Annotated in this window: 14 protein-coding genes, 1 other RNA gene and 1 pseudogene; all 16 read left to right on the plus strand. The window is 71.9% G+C overall.

What is annotated here, in order from left to right:
* The first annotated feature begins 12 nt into the window (after positions 1-12).
* The 16 genes and pseudogenes from cobC to HNR67_RS13605 all read left to right on the plus strand — a co-directional run bounded on the left by cobC (position 13) and on the right by HNR67_RS13605 (position 16,629).
* Positions 13-1,077: an Rv2231c family pyridoxal phosphate-dependent protein CobC gene (gene cobC, locus HNR67_RS13530; RefSeq protein WP_185002381.1), complete on the plus strand. Its 1,065-nt coding sequence runs from the start codon at positions 13-15 to the stop codon at positions 1,075-1,077.
* Positions 1,074-2,222, plus strand: coding sequence for a Nif3-like dinuclear metal center hexameric protein (locus HNR67_RS13535; protein ID WP_185002382.1), 1,149 nt, complete (start codon positions 1,074-1,076; stop codon positions 2,220-2,222). Before cobC ends, HNR67_RS13535 begins: the two co-directional genes overlap by 4 nt.
* Positions 2,219-2,950: a zinc ribbon domain-containing protein gene (locus HNR67_RS13540; RefSeq protein ID WP_185002383.1), complete on the plus strand. Its 732-nt coding sequence runs from the start codon at positions 2,219-2,221 to the stop codon at positions 2,948-2,950. The genes HNR67_RS13535 and HNR67_RS13540 overlap by 4 nt, the downstream gene beginning before the upstream one ends.
* Before the next feature lie 2 nt (positions 2,951-2,952).
* Complete coding sequence (locus tag HNR67_RS13545) at positions 2,953-4,074, plus strand: bifunctional RNase H/acid phosphatase (protein ID WP_185010590.1); 1,122 nt, start codon at positions 2,953-2,955, stop codon at positions 4,072-4,074.
* A gap of 561 nt (positions 4,075-4,635) precedes the next feature.
* Positions 4,636-5,036, plus strand: an RNA gene (gene rnpB / locus HNR67_RS13550) — RNase P RNA component class A.
* Positions 5,037-5,614: 578 nt separating this feature from the next.
* Positions 5,615-5,884, plus strand: coding sequence for a hypothetical protein (locus HNR67_RS13555; protein ID WP_185002384.1), 270 nt, complete (start codon positions 5,615-5,617; stop codon positions 5,882-5,884).
* A gap of 6 nt (positions 5,885-5,890) precedes the next feature.
* Positions 5,891-6,304: pseudogene (locus tag HNR67_RS44325) on the plus strand (hypothetical protein); the annotation flags it as partial.
* 247 nt (positions 6,305-6,551) lie between these two features.
* Complete coding sequence (locus HNR67_RS13565) at positions 6,552-9,362, plus strand: ATP-binding protein (protein WP_312987180.1); 2,811 nt, start codon at positions 6,552-6,554, stop codon at positions 9,360-9,362.
* The gene (locus HNR67_RS13570; RefSeq protein WP_221489884.1) at positions 9,359-11,308 is read left to right on the plus strand and encodes a chloride channel protein; all 1,950 of its coding nucleotides are present in this window, start codon (positions 9,359-9,361) and stop codon (positions 11,306-11,308) included. The genes HNR67_RS13565 and HNR67_RS13570 overlap by 4 nt, the downstream gene beginning before the upstream one ends.
* A 14-nt stretch (positions 11,309-11,322) precedes the next feature.
* Positions 11,323-11,931 carry a hypothetical protein gene (locus HNR67_RS13575; protein WP_185002386.1) on the plus strand — a complete coding sequence of 203 codons (609 nt, stop codon included), beginning with the start codon at positions 11,323-11,325 and terminating at the stop codon, positions 11,929-11,931.
* Position 11,932: 1 nt separating this feature from the next.
* A complete protein-coding gene (locus HNR67_RS13580; protein WP_185002387.1) occupies positions 11,933-12,928 on the plus strand; it encodes a C40 family peptidase in 996 nt (331 codons plus the stop codon).
* A gap of 23 nt (positions 12,929-12,951) precedes the next feature.
* Positions 12,952-13,941, plus strand: a complete 990-nt coding sequence (locus tag HNR67_RS44330; RefSeq protein WP_246492505.1) for a hypothetical protein — start codon at positions 12,952-12,954, stop codon at positions 13,939-13,941.
* Positions 13,942-14,004: 63 nt separating this feature from the next.
* Positions 14,005-14,448, plus strand: a complete 444-nt coding sequence (locus HNR67_RS13590) for a hypothetical protein (RefSeq protein ID WP_185002388.1) — start codon at positions 14,005-14,007, stop codon at positions 14,446-14,448.
* A 40-nt stretch (positions 14,449-14,488) separates the two neighbouring features.
* Complete coding sequence (locus HNR67_RS13595; protein ID WP_185002389.1) at positions 14,489-14,929, plus strand: hypothetical protein; 441 nt, start codon at positions 14,489-14,491, stop codon at positions 14,927-14,929.
* Between the two features lie 75 nt (positions 14,930-15,004).
* The gene (locus HNR67_RS13600; RefSeq protein WP_221491515.1) at positions 15,005-15,193 is read left to right on the plus strand and encodes a hypothetical protein; all 189 of its coding nucleotides are present in this window, start codon (positions 15,005-15,007) and stop codon (positions 15,191-15,193) included.
* A gap of 20 nt (positions 15,194-15,213) precedes the next feature.
* On the plus strand, positions 15,214-16,629 hold the full coding sequence (locus HNR67_RS13605) for an RNB domain-containing ribonuclease (RefSeq protein ID WP_185002391.1): 1,416 nt from the start codon (positions 15,214-15,216) through the stop codon (positions 16,627-16,629).
* The last annotated feature ends 40 nt before the right edge of the window (positions 16,630-16,669 follow it).

A 16,669-nucleotide genomic window follows, 5' to 3' on the forward strand; every position in this document is an offset into this window, starting at 1 on the left:
AGACTCGCCGCGATGACTGGCGAGGACTTCGAGCGCGCGCGACTGCGCCACCACGGCGATGCCGAGGCCGCGCCGGGACTCGCCGATTTCGCGGTCAACGTGCGCCTGCCCCGCCCGCCGGACTGGCTGCGCGCCCGGCTCGCCGAGGCACTGGACGGCCTTGGCCGCTACCCCGGGGCCGAGGACGAGCTGGCCGCCCGCGTGGCCGCCGCCGACCGGCACGGCCGTTCGCCCGAGCAGGTGCTGATCCTCAACGGGGCGGCCGAGGGGTTCGCGTTGCTGCCCCGGCTGGCGCCGGGACTGGCCGCGGTGGTGCACCCCTCCTTCACCGAGCCCGATGTGGCCCTGCTGGACGCCGGGGTGCCGCTGACCAGGGTGCGGCTGCGTCCCGAGGACGGCTACGCGCTGCGGCCCGAGCTGGTGCCCGAGGACGCCGACCTGGTGGTGGTGGGCAACCCGACCAACCCGACCTCGGTGCTGCACCCGGCCGAGACCCTGCGTGCGCTGGCCAGGCCCGGCCGGGTGCTGGTGGTGGACGAGGCATTCGCCGACGCGGTGCCCGGTGAGCCGGAATCCGTTGCGGGAGCGGACATTCCAGGGCTGCTGGTGCTGCGCAGCCTGACCAAGACCTGGGGCCTGGCCGGACTGCGCGCCGGATACGCCCTCGGCGCGCCGGAGCTGTTGGCCCGGCTGGCCGCGCACCGTCCACAATGGCCGGTGGGCAGCCTGGTGCTGACCGCGGTCGAGGCCTGCTGCGCCCCGGAAGCCGTGCGGGAGGCCGACCTCGCCGCCCGCGAGGGCGTGGCGCACCGGAGCGCCATGGCCGCGGCACTGGCCGAACTGCCCGGGGTCGAGGTGTGTGGAGGGGCCGCCGGGCCGTTCCTGCTGCTGCGGGTCGCCGACGGCGAGCGGGTGCGGCTGGAGCTGCGTGAACAGGGGGTCGCGGTGCGTCGCGCGGACACCTTCCCCGGCCTGGACGCCACCCACCTGCGGGTCGCGGTGCGCCCGCCGGAGCAGGCCGCGGTGCTGCTCAAGGCGTTGCAGACGGTGTTGCGGGAAGAGGGGGAGCAGGGATGAGCCCGACACTGGCCGAGGTGGTCGCCGCGATCGAGGCGGCCTACCCGCCCGAACTGGCCGAGTCCTGGGACGCGGTCGGCCTGGTGTGCGGCGATCCGGCCGAACCCGTCGACCGGGTGCTGGTCTGCGTGGACCCGGTCGAGTCCACAGTGGACGAAGCCATCGAACTCGGCGCGCAGCTCGTGCTCGCCCACCACCCGCTGCTGCTGCGCGGTGTGCACGGCGTGCCCGCCGATGACGCCAAGGGCCGCCTGGTGCACAAGCTCATCCGCAACGGCGCCGGGCTGCTGTGCGCGCACACCAACGCCGACTCCGCCGACCCCGGCGTGTCCGACGCACTGGCCGAGGCACTGGGCCTGCGGGTCACCGGCCCACTGGACGCCAAACCCGCCGACCCGCTGGACGCGCTCAGCGTGATCGTGCCGGCCGGGCACACCGACAAGCTCCTGGACGCGCTCTTCGCCGCCGGGGCGGCCGCGATCGGCGACTACCGCGAGGCCGCCTTCCTGCACGAGGGCACCGCCCAGTTCCGGCCGATCGCCGCCGCCGACCCGGCCGCGGGCCGCCACGGTGAACTGCACCGCGGCCCGGAGACCAGGATCGAGACCGTGCTGCCCCGGCACCGCCGCCGTGCGGTGCTGGCCGCCCTGCACGCCGCCCACCCGTACGAGACCCCCGCCTACGACCTGCACGAACTGGCCGAGGAGCCCTCCAGCCGCGGTATCGGCCGGATCGGCGAACTGGCCGAGGCCGAACCCTTCGGCGCGTTCGTGCAGCGGGTCGCGCTCGCCCTGCCCGAGACCGCCTGGGGCGTGCGCGCCGCTGGCGAGCCGGAACGCCCGGTGCGCACCGTCGCGGTGTGCGGCGGCGCGGGCGACTCGCTGCTGCGCGCGGCGACCAGGGCCGGCGTGGACGCCTATGTCACCGCCGACCTGCGACACCACCCGGCCGGGGAACACCTCGCCGGGGCAGACACCCCCATGCTCGTCGACGTCGCGCACTGGGCCAGCGAATGGCCGTGGTGCGCGCAGGCGGCCGACGTCATCCGCCGGGCGTTCCCCGGTACGGTCGACGTCCACGTCTCCACCCGACGCACCGATCCGTGGACGCTGGCCGCGTCCGCCACAGGGAGGACCCCCGCGTGAAAGCCGATCCCGCCGTGCAGAAGCGGCTGCTCGACCTCGCCGAGGTCGACGCCGAGCTGAACCGCGCCACCCACCGGCGGCGCACCCTGCCCGAGCTGGCCGAGATCGTCACCGCCGAAACCGAACTGCGCACCCGCAAGGACGCGGTGGTGGCGGTGGAGACCACCCTGGCCGACCTGGACCGGGACGCCAAGCGGCTGGACTCCGAGATCGACCAGGTCCGCGCCCGCGAGGAGCGCGACCGCACCCTGCTCAACTCCGCCGACGCCAAGCGCTCGGTGGACCTCCAGCACGAGCTGGAGACCCTCGCCCGCCGCCGCGGCATCCTGGAGGACGAGTCCCTGGAGCTGATGGAGCGGCGCGAGGCCGTCGAGATGGACGTGCAGCACGCCCGCGCCCAGGACGGCCTGGCCCAGGAGAAGCTGGCCGACGCCCAGCGCCGCCGGGACGAGGCATTCGCCGACCTGGAGACCATCGAGGCCCGCTCCGGCGACCGGCGCAAGACCGTGCTGGCCGGCCTGCCCACCGACCTGGTCACCCTCTACGAGCGGATCCGGTCCAAGGGCGGCACCGGGGCCGCGCTGCTCAAGGCCCGCCGCTGCGGCGCCTGCCGGCTGGAGCTGGACCGGATCGCGATGAGCAAGCTCAAGGAGGCCGCCAGGGACGAGGTGGCCCGCTGCGAGGAGTGCGGCGCGATCCTGGTGCGCACCGCGGAGTCCGGCCTGTGAGGGTGCTCGTCGAGGCTGACGGCGGGTCCAGGGGCAACCCCGGTCCCGCCGGGTACGGCGCGGTGGTCAAGGACCCCGGCACCGGCGAGGTGCTGGCCGAACGCGCCGAGGGCATCGGCGAGGCCACCAACAACGTGGCCGAGTACCAGGGCCTGCTGGCCGGGCTGCGGGCCGCGGCCGAGCTGGGCGCGACCGAGGTGGAGTGCAGGCTGGACTCCAAACTCGTGGTCGAGCAGCTGGCGGGCCGCTGGAAGATCAAGCACCCGGCGCTGCAGCCACTGGCCCGCGAGGCCCAGCGGCTGGCCGCCGGATTCGACTGGGTCGGCTACACCTGGATCCCGCGCGAACGCAACACCGACGCGGACCGGCTGGCCAACGAGGCGATGGACGCCCAGGCCAGCGGCACCCCGCGGATCGAACGCGCGGACAGCCCGCTGCCCGACCTCACCGCCGTACCCCAGCCGGACAGCGCCACCCAGGCCGCACCGCCGTCCTGGACCGGGGCCAAGGGCACGCCGACCCGGCTGATCCTGCTCCGGCACGGGCAGACCGAGATGTCCGCCCAGCGCCGCTACTCCGGCCTCGGCGACCCACAGCTCACCGAGATCGGCAGGCGGCAGGCAGCGGCCGCCGCCAAACGGCTCAGCTCGTTCACCGAGGTCAGCGCGGTGATCGCGTCCCCGCTGACGCGTACCCGGCAGACCGCCCAGGCCGTCGGCGACGCGCTCGGGCTGGCCCCGGAGATCAGCCAGGGGCTGGTCGAGACGAACTTCGGCGCCTGGGAGGGCCTGACCTTCACCGAGGCCGCGCGGCGGGACCCCGCGCTGCACGCCCGCTGGCTGGCCGACCCGACCGTGCCCACCCCCGGCGGGGAGAGCTTCGACCAGGTGCACCGCCGGGTCGCGCGGGCCAGGGACGAGGTGCTGGCCGCTCGGGCCGGGCAGACCGTGGTGCTGGTCAGCCACGTGACCCCGATCAAATCGCTGCTCCGGCTGGCCCTGGACGTCGGCCCGCAGCTGCTCTTCCGGCTGCACCTGGACCTGGCCTCGATCTCCATCGCCGAGTTCTACCCGGACGGCAACGCCTCGGTGCGCCTGGTGAACGACACCGCGCACCTGGACTAGAGCGAGGCGGGTCAAGGAGAACTCGCGGCCGAAACCGGACAGAAGTCCGCGAAACGAGCCGGGTTCGTAAAAGCGCCGCACCGGGTGGGAGCAGGCAACGGCGCGGAACGCCTGCTCCCACCCGGACATCCGGCGGCCTACGGCGTTTCCCGTTCACCCGTGCACTGGGGGGCAGCTCACAACGAAGGACGGGACGCGGCCTTTGTATCGCCGGGGTTATTTTCTGCGGCCGTGGCAATGACGGTAATGAGCCGGGCAGGAAGCCGCAAGCACGAAAAATGGGGGATGACATTCGTTCACTCGTTCGGCTGTACGGAATGAATTTCCCATGCCGCCAAAGTGGTACAACCAATCGGGGCTGACCTGCGGAAACGCAGCCGTAACCGCGAGTCGTCACGCGACACGCTCAACCTATCGCGCTGGGTGACTTTGCACCTTGGTCCGTTCCGCGTAATGGGTTGGTCGCCAATTGTGACGACCGTTCACGTTGATTGAGTGGCTGTGTTTCAGCAGCCCCTGGCACAGACCGCTTCGCGGGGGTCGTACACTACTGCGAGCGGATGAGTCGGCCGGGCGGCCGCGTCGGAGGAGCGATCCTCCGCCGAGGAAAGTCCGGACTCCGCAGGGCAGGGTGGTTGTTAACGGCAACCCGGGGTGACCCGCGGGACAGTGCCACAGAGAGCAGACCGCCCGGGTCGTGCGAACGACTCGGGTAAGGGTGAAAGGGTGGTGTAAGAGACCACCAGCATCCCGGGTGACCGGGATGGCTAGGTAAACCCCACCCGGAGCAAGGCCAAGAGGACGCCGCGAGGCGTCTGCGCAGGCGTTCGAGGGCTGCCCGCCCGAGCCTGCGGGTAGGCCGCTGGAGTGTGCCGGCGACGGCAGACCGAGATGGATGGCCGCCACCCGTCGACCGCGAGGTCCGGCGGGCACAGGATCCGGCTTATGTGTCGACTCATCCGCCCCCCACGCCACCCGGCCACCTGGTCCGGGTGGCCTCGTCCGTTCGGGCGGGAAGGGCGTGGCGTAGGCCACCCCGGCGTCGGCCCCGGCGTGCTCGCCCGGTAACGTACCGGTCACCGGGACGGGTCATTCGAACCCTGCCCGACTGCCTCAGATCAACGGCGCTCGTGCCGACGAACCGGCGAGGACTGGCTTGCGGGTACAGGTTCGACCATGTCGACAATCCCCTGATGTGGCCCGCGTTCGCCCGAAGATGTGCATCGGCAACCGATTGTTCGGCTGCCTCGAACACAATCTGTGACGGCTCTCTGGGCAAGTGGGTGAACTCTGCTTGCCGGTGCAAGAAGACCGCGTCGTGTGCTTACCGCTGTGTGGCTCCCAGCCATCATGGGATGGTCAGTTCGGAGGTAGCGCCGGTTCCGGGAGAGCAACTCACGGGTCCACTCACGGGACTTCGTCCACTACACCTTGTCAGCCACTCATGCTCTACTCGTAACGTCCACCGCCGTCCGCTGGGCAGGCCAGGTCTCCATGTCCGGAGGCCGGGACCCCGCCCCAGCACTCTGGAGTACCCACGATGACGACCATGACCCTCCTGGATACGTTGGCCCAGGGCAACCAACTGCAAACCGGGGGTATCACCCGCTGGATCCTGGAGAACATCGTCCCGCTGCTGCTGTTGCTGGTGGCGTTGCTGCTGCTGTGGCTGGGTGGCAGCAAGGGCGACAACGCGGGCGTGATGCGGCGGGTCGGCGGTGTCATCGTGGCGCTGGCCATCATCGGCCTCGCCGTCAGCGGCGCCGGCGTGAACATCGGTAAGTGGATCGCCAGTCTGTTCACCGGGTGATCGAGCTTGCGGATTCGTACTGACGACGAGGTGTACCGGGTCGACGCCGTATGGCTCGGCCCGCCGAAGGCCACTTTCCCCTGGCGGGCCCGCTACGTCGCCTGGGGCGTGGGACTCGTCGTGTTCCTGCTGGTCCTTGCGGTCGAACGCCGGATGGGCTTCGGCTTCAGCTTCTTCTCCACCGCGTGGGCGATCATCATCACCGTGGTGATCACCCGCATCATCTGCTCCCGGATCAACCAGGAGCGGCCGCTGGGCGCGGTCAGTGTGATGTGGCTGCGTGAACTCACCGCGCCCCGCCAAACGACCTCCGGCAACGGCGGGGCCGCCACCGCCGCCAGGATCCGGGTCAATTCCGCACGTCCCCGGCCCAAGCCGAAGAAGTCCGAGCAGAAGAAGCAACGGGGGAAGAGCCAGTCCGGCTCTGTGATCTCCGATGGCTCTGTGATCCCTGATACAGCGGTGAGCCCCGATGTGTCAGCAGTCTCGACGCCGTCAGGTCACGGCACGGACGCGCCGTCACCCTCTTCCCCGTCACGGCGTGGACGTTCACGCCGTGCTCGCACCAAGGAGGTTCGCGGTGTTCCGTCGCCGACGAAACCGTGACCGTGACCGTCGCGCCACCGAACAGCCCGGCCGCCACGCGCGTGCGCTGCCGCCTGGGCAGGTGAACGACCAACGGGTGTACAGCAAGCGGGGCAGACGGCTACCCGGCGAGGCGGCCATCCCCACCTACACCCCGTCGATCTCCGCGCGCAGCATCGACGGTCACCTGGTGCGCACCGGGCAGGACGTCTACGCCTGGTACCGCCTGGCCCCGCAGCGCTGGTCCTTCCGCTCGGACTCCCAGCGCCAGGACCTCATCCACGCCATCGCCGGCCAGTACGCCGAACTCCAGGGCCGCTGGCTGCACCTGCGGGTGACCACCCGCCCGTATCCGATCCGGATGTGGGCCGAGGCGCACGTGCACAACGCGGTCGGCCGCCTGCCCGACACCCCCGGCACGCTCTCCTTCGACGACTACATGGTCGGCGAGCAGCAGCAGCTGATGGGGCGCTCGATGGCCGAGAAGGAGGTCTATCTCGGCGTCCAGGTGCAGACCCGCAACGTGATGGACCGCGCGGTGGAACGGGCCGCTCCGGTGCTGCGCAAGATCTTCCCGGAGGCGGTGGACGCCGAGCTGGTCGCGCTGGACAGCGAGGTCGAGCACCTGGACCAGATCCTCGGTGCCTCCGGCCTGGAGGGCAGGCCGGTCACCGCCGAGGAGATGTCCTGGCTGATGCACCGCTCCTGCTCGCTTGGCCTGCCCGCGCCGCGCAACCTGCCCGCGGTGCCCGGCGCGGCCTGGGAGCCGGAGGACCTGGCCTCCTTCACCGACGCCGCCGACTTCCACCAGGAGCCGTACTCCCCGAGCGTGACGGTGCGCGGCCGCACCGGGTCCAACGCCGGGGTGAAGCGGCACGTGGTGGTGCTCACCGTGGGGCTGATGCACGGCCTGCAGATCCCGGAGATCGACGACCCGTGGTTGCAGCGCTCGGACCGGCTGCCCGCGCCGGTGGAGTGGTCCGCCCGCATCTACGTGCGCAAACCCGAGGACGTCACGGGCGAGCTGCAGCGGCAGATGAACAAGGTGCGCTCCCAGGTGCGGCACTACACCGACGAGCACGACCTGGAGCCGCCGCAATCGCTGGCCCGCCAGGCCGCACGGGTGCTCGAGATCGACGACGAGATGACCACCGGGTTCACCTCGCTGGCCACCAGGGTGCGCTCCTGGTGGCGGCTGTCGGTCTCCGGCGCCACCGAGCGCGAGGCGCTGCGGCTGGCCCAGCAGCTGGTCGACCTGTACAAGCCCAAGATCGCCATCGAGCACCCCGAGTCCCAGTACGCGCTGGCCAGGGAGTTCATCCCGGGTGAGCCGCTGGCCTCGGCCGCCTACCTGCGCCGGGGCTCGGTGAGCTGGGCCGCCTCCGCGGTGCCCACCGCCACCGCCGAGGTCGGCGACCGGCGCGGCATCCTGCTCGGCGAGACCTGCACCGCGACCCGGCGCCCGGTGGCCTGGGACCCGTGGATGGCCCAGGAGGTCCGCGAGGCATCCGGCCTGACCGCGATGGTGGCCGGCCTGGGTGGCGGCAAGTCCTTCCTCGGCGGCGGCATCGTCTACAAGACGCTGCGCGCCGGGGCGTACTGGACCATCCTGGACCCCTCCGGTCCGCTGGCGAAGCTCTGCGACCTGCCGGAACTGCGGCCGTACGCCCGGCCGATCAACCTGCTCAACGCCCAGCCCGGCATCCTCAACCCCTACCGGGTGGTCGCCGAGCCGATGCTGGAGCACTTCACCGACGAGGACGACCCGGAACGCGCCTGGCGGCGGGAGCGGGCGCTGGCCGCCGCGACCCGGCGGCGGCTGGTCCTGGACGTGCTCAACGGCCTGCTGCCGTACGAGGTGGCCAGGATGCCGCAGACCCGGATCGTGCTGCTGCGCGCGGTCCGCGCCGTGGGCGGGCGGGCCACCGCACACCCCGGCCTGGTCTTCGACGCGCTGCGCCGGGACGCCGGTGAGCACCACGAGCACGCGGTGGTGGTCGCGGACTTCCTGGACGAGATGCGCGAGCGGATGTCGCTGCTGATCCCGGAGCGGGACGCCGACCCGTACTCCGAGACCCGCGACGACCGGCTCACCGTGCTGACCATGGCCGGGCTGACCCTGCCCAAGGACGGGGTCGGCCGCGAGCACTGGACCGACGCGGAGGCCCTCGGCGTCGAGATGCTCAACCTGGCCGCCTGGCTCACCCAGCGCTCGATCTACGAGCGGCCGAAGGACATGCGCAAGGGCGTCTGGATCGACGAGGCGTTCTTCCTCTCCGAGGTGCCCACCGGCCGGGTGCTGATGAACCGCTTCGCCCGTGACTCCCGTAAGTGGAACGTCCGGGTGCTGCTGTCCAGCCAGATCCCGGCCGACTTCCTCAAGATCCAGGGCTTCGTCTCGCTGCTCGACTCGGTCTTCGTCGGCCGCCTGGACGACGAGCACGCCCAGGCCGACGCGCTACGCCTGCTCAAGGTGCCGATCGGCGCAGGCTACGAGCAGGTCGTGGCCAGCCTCGGCCGCCGCCCCGGCGGGGTGCGCACCGCCACCGAACGCGACCGCTCGCCGCGGCAGTTCATCTTCGGCGACGGCGCCGGCGGCGTGGAGCGGATCCGGATCGACTTCGGCGGCCCGCACCTGAACCACCTGCGCAACGGCATGGACACCACCCCGGACGCGATGCGCCAGGCCGCCTCCGGCGCCCCCGCCCTGCCCTCGGGCCGGGTGGACGGCGTGCTGCCCGACCTGCCGGCCGAGGAGGAGCTGGAAGCGGAGTTCGCGGCCGAACTGGGCCTGGGCGACGAGGACTTCGACGACCCCTACACGCCCTCGACCGGAGCGGACAACGAAGGGCACGGGGACAGGCACCACGTCGGCCGGGGCAGCGCACGATGATCATGTTGCTGGCGGTGGTGGCCGCCGTGCTGCTGGTCGCGGCGCGGCGGCGGGCCAAACGCACCCCCGAGCCGCTCCCGGCACCCCGCCGGGGCAGGCGCAGGCTGGCCCTGCTCGGGGTCATCGGCATGCTCGGCCTGCAGATCATGGTCGGCGGGGTCGCGCACGCGCAGAGCATCTGCAAGGAGTCGCCGAACCCGGACCGTCCCGGTTCGGGCATGGTGGGCGCCTTCGACGCCGCGCCGCTGGGCACCGGTGTGCCGGGCAGCGCCTACGACGAGGTCGGCTACGCGGGCCTGGTCTGGCACACCTACGACCTCGGCTGTGGCCCCGAGGGTCTGCGCAACCCGAACGCGGTGATCGACACCTGGGCGGGCAACCAGACGTTCAACATGGCCAAGGTGCTGGTCGGGGCCACCAACGGCCTGCACTACGCACTGCTCGGCGGCGAGCTGATGAAGCCGCTGGACGACCTGGTCTCCACCGGCACCATCGCGCTCTACGACACCGTGTACGCGCCCTGGTTCGGACTGGCCGCGCTGATCCTGGCCATCTTCCTGTTCCGCCATATCTGGCAGGGCGACCTGGCCAGCATCGGCAAGCGCTCGATGTGGGCGCTGGCCGCGATCTGGCTGGCCGCGGCCACCTACCTGACCCCGCTGCTCTACACCCGGCTGCTGGACGACGTGCTGATCAAGGGCACCTCGCAGATCCAGGCCGGGTTCCTGCGCGAGGTCGGGGTGGACGAGCGCAACTCGCTGCCCACCGTGCTGCACGACCAGGTGATCTACCGCAACTGGCTGCGCGGGGAGTTCGGCTCCCCGGACAGCACCCCGGCCAAGGACTTCGGCCGGGACCTGCTGCGGGCCCAGACCTTCAGCAAGCAGGAAGTCGCCGAGGGCAAGGACCAGGGCAAGGAGCCGATCGCGGCGAAGAAGTCCGCGTTCGAGGGCCTGGTCGCCCGCGCTGACGAGGTCGGCGCGAAGGGCCACATCCAGGGCATCGACGGCAGCCGGATGGGCGCCGGCGCGCTCGGGTTGTTCCAGTCGGTGGTCTACTCGCTGTTCCAGTTGCTGGCCAAGGCCGCCATCCTGCTCGCCCAGGTGCTGCTGCGGGTGGTCATCCTGGCCGGGCCGATCATCGGCCTGATCGCCATGCTCTACCACGCGATCCTGCGTGGTGTCGGTCGCGCGATCGGCGCCGCCCTGCTCAACGTGGTGGTCATCGCCGCGCTGGCCGGGCTGCACACCCTGCTGCTGACCTGGATCTTCGCCCCCACCCGAGGGCTGGGGCTGCTCGCCCAGATGGCTCTGGCCGGACTGGTCACCTTGGTGTTCTTCTTGGTGGGCAAGCCGGTGCGGCGGATCTGGCAGATGGTCGAACTCTCCGTCGGCGCGGTCGGCAACGCCATGCCCGCGCCGCGCACCGGCCTGTGGTCCCGGCTGCGTGGCCGGGGCGGGCAGGAACGGACGCCGCAGGACGAGTTCTGGGAGCAGGTGCGGGACGTGGATCCGGACGGCGGCACCGAGCCGAGGCGGGCCCGGCGGCGGGACCGGCCCGAGGCCTCCTACGAGGCGGCGGGGCCGGGCGGCTTCCGCGGCGATGCCTCCGGCGGCGCGCTGCCGGTGGCGGGTGCGCTCACCGGCACGGTCAGCGACCGGCTGCACGAGTCCGGTGGCGGCGCGCTCGGCGGGCACCGGGCCGCGGGGGCACTGCCCTCGGGACGGGGCAGCCGGACGGTGGACACCGCGCCGGTGTTCGACCGGAGCTGGGACCGCAACGACGAGGACGCCGTGGTGGTGCCGTCCAGGCTGGACGGCAACGCGGGCAGTGTGCCCGGACCACGGCGGGCGGACATGGAGGTCGTCGCCGGACGGCCGGTGTGGGCGGTGTACCGCCCGTCGCGCGGGGTCGAACTCCGTGACGGCGACGCGGTGCGCGGATAGCGGGAGGGGGAGACGTGCCGATTCGCACCAACCGCGGCCGGGCCGCGGTCTATCGCAGGCTGTGGGGCTGGCCGCTGCGCTCGCCGCGGCATTTCACGACCACGTTGATCCTGCTCGCGGTGGTGATCATCGGGGTGGGCATCCTGCTGCCGGACTCCGAGCCGCTGCCCGAACCCGAGCCGCGCTTCGGCGGCACCAGCCAGCAGACCAGCCCCGGCGCGCCCACCAGTGGCACCAGGGCCTTCGCCGCGCCGAGCACCAGCACGCACGCGCCGGTGACCTCCTTCCCGCAGGCCGCCCCACCGCCGGCGGCGCCGGCGCCCGAGGCGCTGGCGATCGCCGAGTCCTGGGGCAAGGCCTGGGTGGACCACCCCGACGGCACCACCACCCAGCAGTGGCTGGACAAGCTCAAGCCGTTCACCACCGACGAGTACCTGGGGCAGCTGGCCTCGGTGGACCCGCGGATGGTGCCCTCCAGCAGGGTCACCGGCAAACCCAGTTCGATCAGCGCCACGACCAGCTCGGTGGAGGTGAAGCTGCCCACGGACAAGATCGTGCTGCGGCTCACCGTGATCACCACCGCGGCGGGGTGGCGGGTCGCCTCCTACACCGAGGCGGACTGACATGAAACTCGCGCTGGCCGGGGTCGCGCTGGCGGCCACCGTGGTGGTCGCGATCACCACCACCGGAGTGATCCGGACGGTGGTCGGCGGCAACGAGACCTACCAGCCCAAGGCCGTGGTCAACAGCCTGTGCACGCCGGACATGGACTGGGGCATCGGCGGCGCCAACCAGGGCGCGCAGGACGCCTCCCGGCTGGCCGAGGAATCCCGGATGATCGTCTCGATGATCATCACCATCGGCCGCGAGCGGAAGCTGCCGCCGCGGGCCTGGCAGGTGGCCATCCAGGCCGGCCGCACCGAGTCCGGCCTGCGCAACCTGGACTACGGCGACCGCGACTCGGTGGGCATCTTCCAGATGCGCACCTCCATGGGCTGGGGCACGCCCGCGCAGCTGCAGGACATCCCGTACCAGATCCACAAGTTCTACGACGTGCTGCTGAAGGTGCCGAACTGGGAGAGCAAGCGTCCCGGCGACGCGGCCCAGGCGGTGGAGCGCTCGGCCTTCCCTGACCGGTACCACCGGTGGGAGTCGATGGCGGTCCACCTGATCAACCAGATCACCGACGAGACCTCCTTCGTCAGCTGCAAGCAGCTCCCGCAGCCGGGCGAGGTCGCGGTGACCGCGATCCAGTTCGCGATGAAGGAGCTGGGCAAGCCGTACGTGTGGGGCGCGGAGGGCCCGGACACCTACGACTGCTCCGGCCTGATGCAGTGGTCCTACCGGCTGGCCGGGCTGAACCTGCCACGCACCTCGCGCGAGCAGTGGTTCGCCGGCGGGTACGTGCCGCTGCGCGAGGCCCAGCCAGGTGATCTGATCTTCTGGTCCACCAACACCAGCAACCCGAAGAACATCCACCACGTGGCGATGTACCTGGGCGACAACAAGATCCTCGAGGCACAGCAGTCCGGGGTGCCGGTGCACATCCGGAACCTGAAGTGGACCGAGGGCGAGCTGATGTCCATGGCGGTCCGCCCGAAGTCGAACAAGTCGGCCTGAGGCGACCCCAAGGGAGGCAGCGCATGTTCAGCAACGACCCGATCCCGCGCCCTGGACGGCCCCCGGCCTCCAGCAGCCCGCTGGCGGACTACCTCAGCGGCGCCCGGCACGGCGTGGACAGCGGGTACGCGGTGCTGCCCAGATCGCTGGCCGAGTCCATGCCGCTGCCCTGGCAGCAGCAGATGGTGCACCTGCTCGCCGAGTTCCACCAGGCCTACGGCCACCTGCCCTGGCCGGTGTACCGGGTGGTCCCGTCCCGGTATGAGTTCCTGGTCGACCTGGACGAGGACCAGCTCGCCGAGGTCGGCTGCCTGGTGGAGATCGACGGCGACGGCGAGCTGGTCTACCGGGAGCGCAACGGCGCCCGCATCCCCAACCCCGAGGACAAACGGGTCCTGGTCTCCTGCCTGGACCCGATCCCGAACCAGCAGTCCGGCTTCGTCCAGCCCGCGGTGGCCCCCCGGCCGGTCCCGCCGCTGCCCGCCAACGAGCCCGCGAACACCCCCGCCCCACCCCCGGCCCCGCCGCCAACCCCGCCGCACGGCGAGCCCCCGATCTTCGAGTTCCCGCCGCCACCCGCGCCGTCGCCGTTCGTGGCAGGCGCCGGGATCCCGTCCGCCCCGCCTCCGCCGCAGCACAACCCGGTGCCGCACCCGCCGCAACACAGCCCCGCCCCGCAACACACCGGCGCGCAGCAGGCCCCGCCCCAGCACCCATCCCCGCTGAGCACCCCGCCCGCGGGCTCGCCCGCACCGGGCTTCGGCGCACCACCTCCCGGCTACCGCGGCCAGCACACCCCGCCACCGGGCCTGGGCACCCCACCGCCCGGGATGCCGGGCATGAGCGCCCCGCCCGGCCCGCCGAGCCAGTCGCCGCCGGGGCAGCCGAGCGCCGGTCAGCCGGTGCCCGGCCAGCGCACCTTCGGCCCGCCGCCGGAGGAACACGAGGAGCCGGGCTACGACCAGCCGTTCGGCCCGACCGGCTCCGGAAACCGCCCCAACCCATCCTGGTGACCCCGCCCACTTTCCAAAACTGCTACCATTTTGGAAAGTAGTCCAGCTATGGGAGGTGGAGTCATGGGGAACAGGGTCGACCGCGAGCGTCAGGAGACCCACGACCAGCTTGGCTTCATCGGCGAGCTGGAAGACATCGCCGAGGACGCCGACCCGCGGACCGCCGCCCGATTGCGGTCCCTGGTGCGCAAGCGGGTCGCCTGCCTGGCCCCGGTGCGGGTCTCGGTCACGGCCCAGCTGCTCGACGTCACCACGCCGACCGTCCGCGCCTGGCTGGACCGGGGCGTGCTGATCGAGGCCGAGGGCGATTCGAGCAGTCGGCGGGTCGACGCCCGCAGCCTGCACGCGGTCATGGGCCTGGTGCGCGAACTCCGGGCGACCGGGGCGAAGCCGGGCAACCTGGTGGACCAACTCTGGGACCGCCTGGCCGACCAGGCCCTGCTGGACCGGAGTGATCTACGAGAGTCCCTTGCCCGGGTGCGGAGTGGCGAGGTCGTCGAGCTGTGACGATTATTGCTGTCGGTGACTTCTGTGGCACTCTGCGTGCATGGTTGTCCGGGTCACGGCAGACCGGCTGGCGGTCGAGTACGGCAAGAGCCTGAAGGGCAGGCAACGCACGAGCTACGACCGCTGGCTGGCCGATCTCAAGCAGCGCGGCTGCGCGGCCATGCAGTACCGCCTGCACGGTGCGGGCGTCGACCACTTCTGCGTCAGCCACCTCTACGGCGCGTTGCGGGTCGTGGTCGCCTTCGAGAGTTCGCGATCGGCGGTCATCGTGCTGCTCGGACCGCACGACAACTCCGATCCCGGTCTGGATGTCTACACCCGGCTGTACGACCTCGCCGACATCCCGGTCCCCACGGGCAGGCGCACCAAACCGCCCTGCTGCGCCGCCGACGGCAAGCCACCCGAGCTGGGCGCGGAGCTTGAGTGGCTGATGGATCGGATGCGGGAACAGGCCAGGGCGCTGACCGGCAGGCTGCGCTGAGGCGCCAGACCGACCCCGTTGCCACCGTGGCGTCGGAGTGACATGCGCTGCCCCGCATGAAAGGGTCGGTGTGTGGTGGATCTCAACGGTTGGTACTACTGCCTGCGGCACCATGAGGTCGAGCACGGGCTCGGGTGCAAGGCGGCGGAGCGGATGGGTCCCTATCCGGATCAGGCCGCGGCCGAGCGCGCGCTGGAGATCTCGCGGGAGCGCAACGAGGCCGCGGACGCGCAGCGGCGTAAGTGGGACGACGACGATGACTGACGGCGCATAGGCTGGCTGGCGTGGAGCGCGCGCCGGAACGCGACACCAGGGCCGCGGCGGACTTCGCCGCGATCCGGGTCGAGTTCGGGCTGCCGGGGGAGTTCCCGACCGCGGCGCTGGCCGAGGCTGAGCAGACCTCCAGTGAGACCGTGCACCGGTTGCCGCGGCGGGATGCCACCGAACTGCCGCTGGTGACCATTGATCCGCCGGGCGCCAAGGACCTGGACCAGGCCGTGTGCGTGCGGCGGCTGCCCAGTGGGTTCCGGGTGTTCTACGCGATCGCCGATCTGGGTGCGGTGGTGCCGCCCGGCGGCGCGCTGGACGCCGAGGTGCGCAGGCGGGGGCAGACGCTCTACCTGCCCGATGGCAGTGTGCCGCTGCACCCGCCGGTGCTGTCGGAGGACGCGGCGAGCCTGCTGCCGGACCAGGCGCGTAACGCGGTGCTGTGGACCATCGACCTGGACGACGACGGCGAGCCGACCTCGGTGCACGTGGAACGCGCGATCGTGCGCTCCACCGCCCAGTTCGACTACGCCACCGTGCAGGCCGCCATCGCCGACGGCACCGTGCACCCCTCGGTGGCCGCACTGCCCGAGCTGGGCCGGTTGCGGCGTGGGCTGGCCGTGCGGCGGGGTGCGATCGAGCTGGCCCTGCCCGAACAGGAGATCCAGCCCGACGGCGCGGGCGGCTGGCGGCTGGTGGTGCGGCCGCGGACCGAGGTCGACAGCTGGAACGCGGAGATCTCCCTGCTCACCGGGATGTGCGCGGCCCGGATCATGCTGGACGCGGGGATCGGCATCCTGCGCACGCTGCCCGATGCCAACGAGGGCGCGGTGCACGAGCTGCGCCGCACCGCCGCCGCGCTGGGCCTGGACTGGCCCGAGGAGATGCCGGCTGCCGAACTGCTCGCCGGGCTGGACCCGGCCGAACCGACCTCGCTGGCGCTGTCCACCGACGCGACCCGGCTGCTGCGCGGCGCGGGCTACACCGCCTTCGACGGCACCCCGCCCGAGGTGACCACGCACGCCGGGATCGGCGCGGCCTACGCGCACGTCACCGCCCCGCTGCGCAGACTCGTCGACCGGTTCGCCACCGAGGTGTGCCTGGCCGTGGCCGGTGGGGTGCCGGTGCCGGAGTGGGTGCGCACTGCGCTGCCCGAGCTGCCCTCGGCCATGGAGGCATCCGACCGGCAGGCCGCCCAGGTGGACCGGGCCTGCATCGACCAGGTGGAGTCCTGGCTGCTGGCCGATGAAGTGGGGCAGAGCTTCGCCGCGGTGGTGTTGCGCACCAACGCCGAGGGCGGCGAGATCTTCGTCACCGAACCGCCGGTGCTGGCCAAATGTCGGGGCGCCGGCCTGGTCGAGGCCGGGCGGGTGCGGGTGCGGCTGGTGGAGGCGGATCCACTGCGGCGCAAGGTGTCCTTCGAGACGGAATGACCCTCCACACCGGACGGTTGCGTATGGTGCAGGGGTTCCA

Source organism: Crossiella cryophila (assembly GCF_014204915.1).
Lineage (GTDB): Bacteria > Actinomycetota > Actinomycetes > Mycobacteriales > Pseudonocardiaceae > Crossiella > Crossiella cryophila.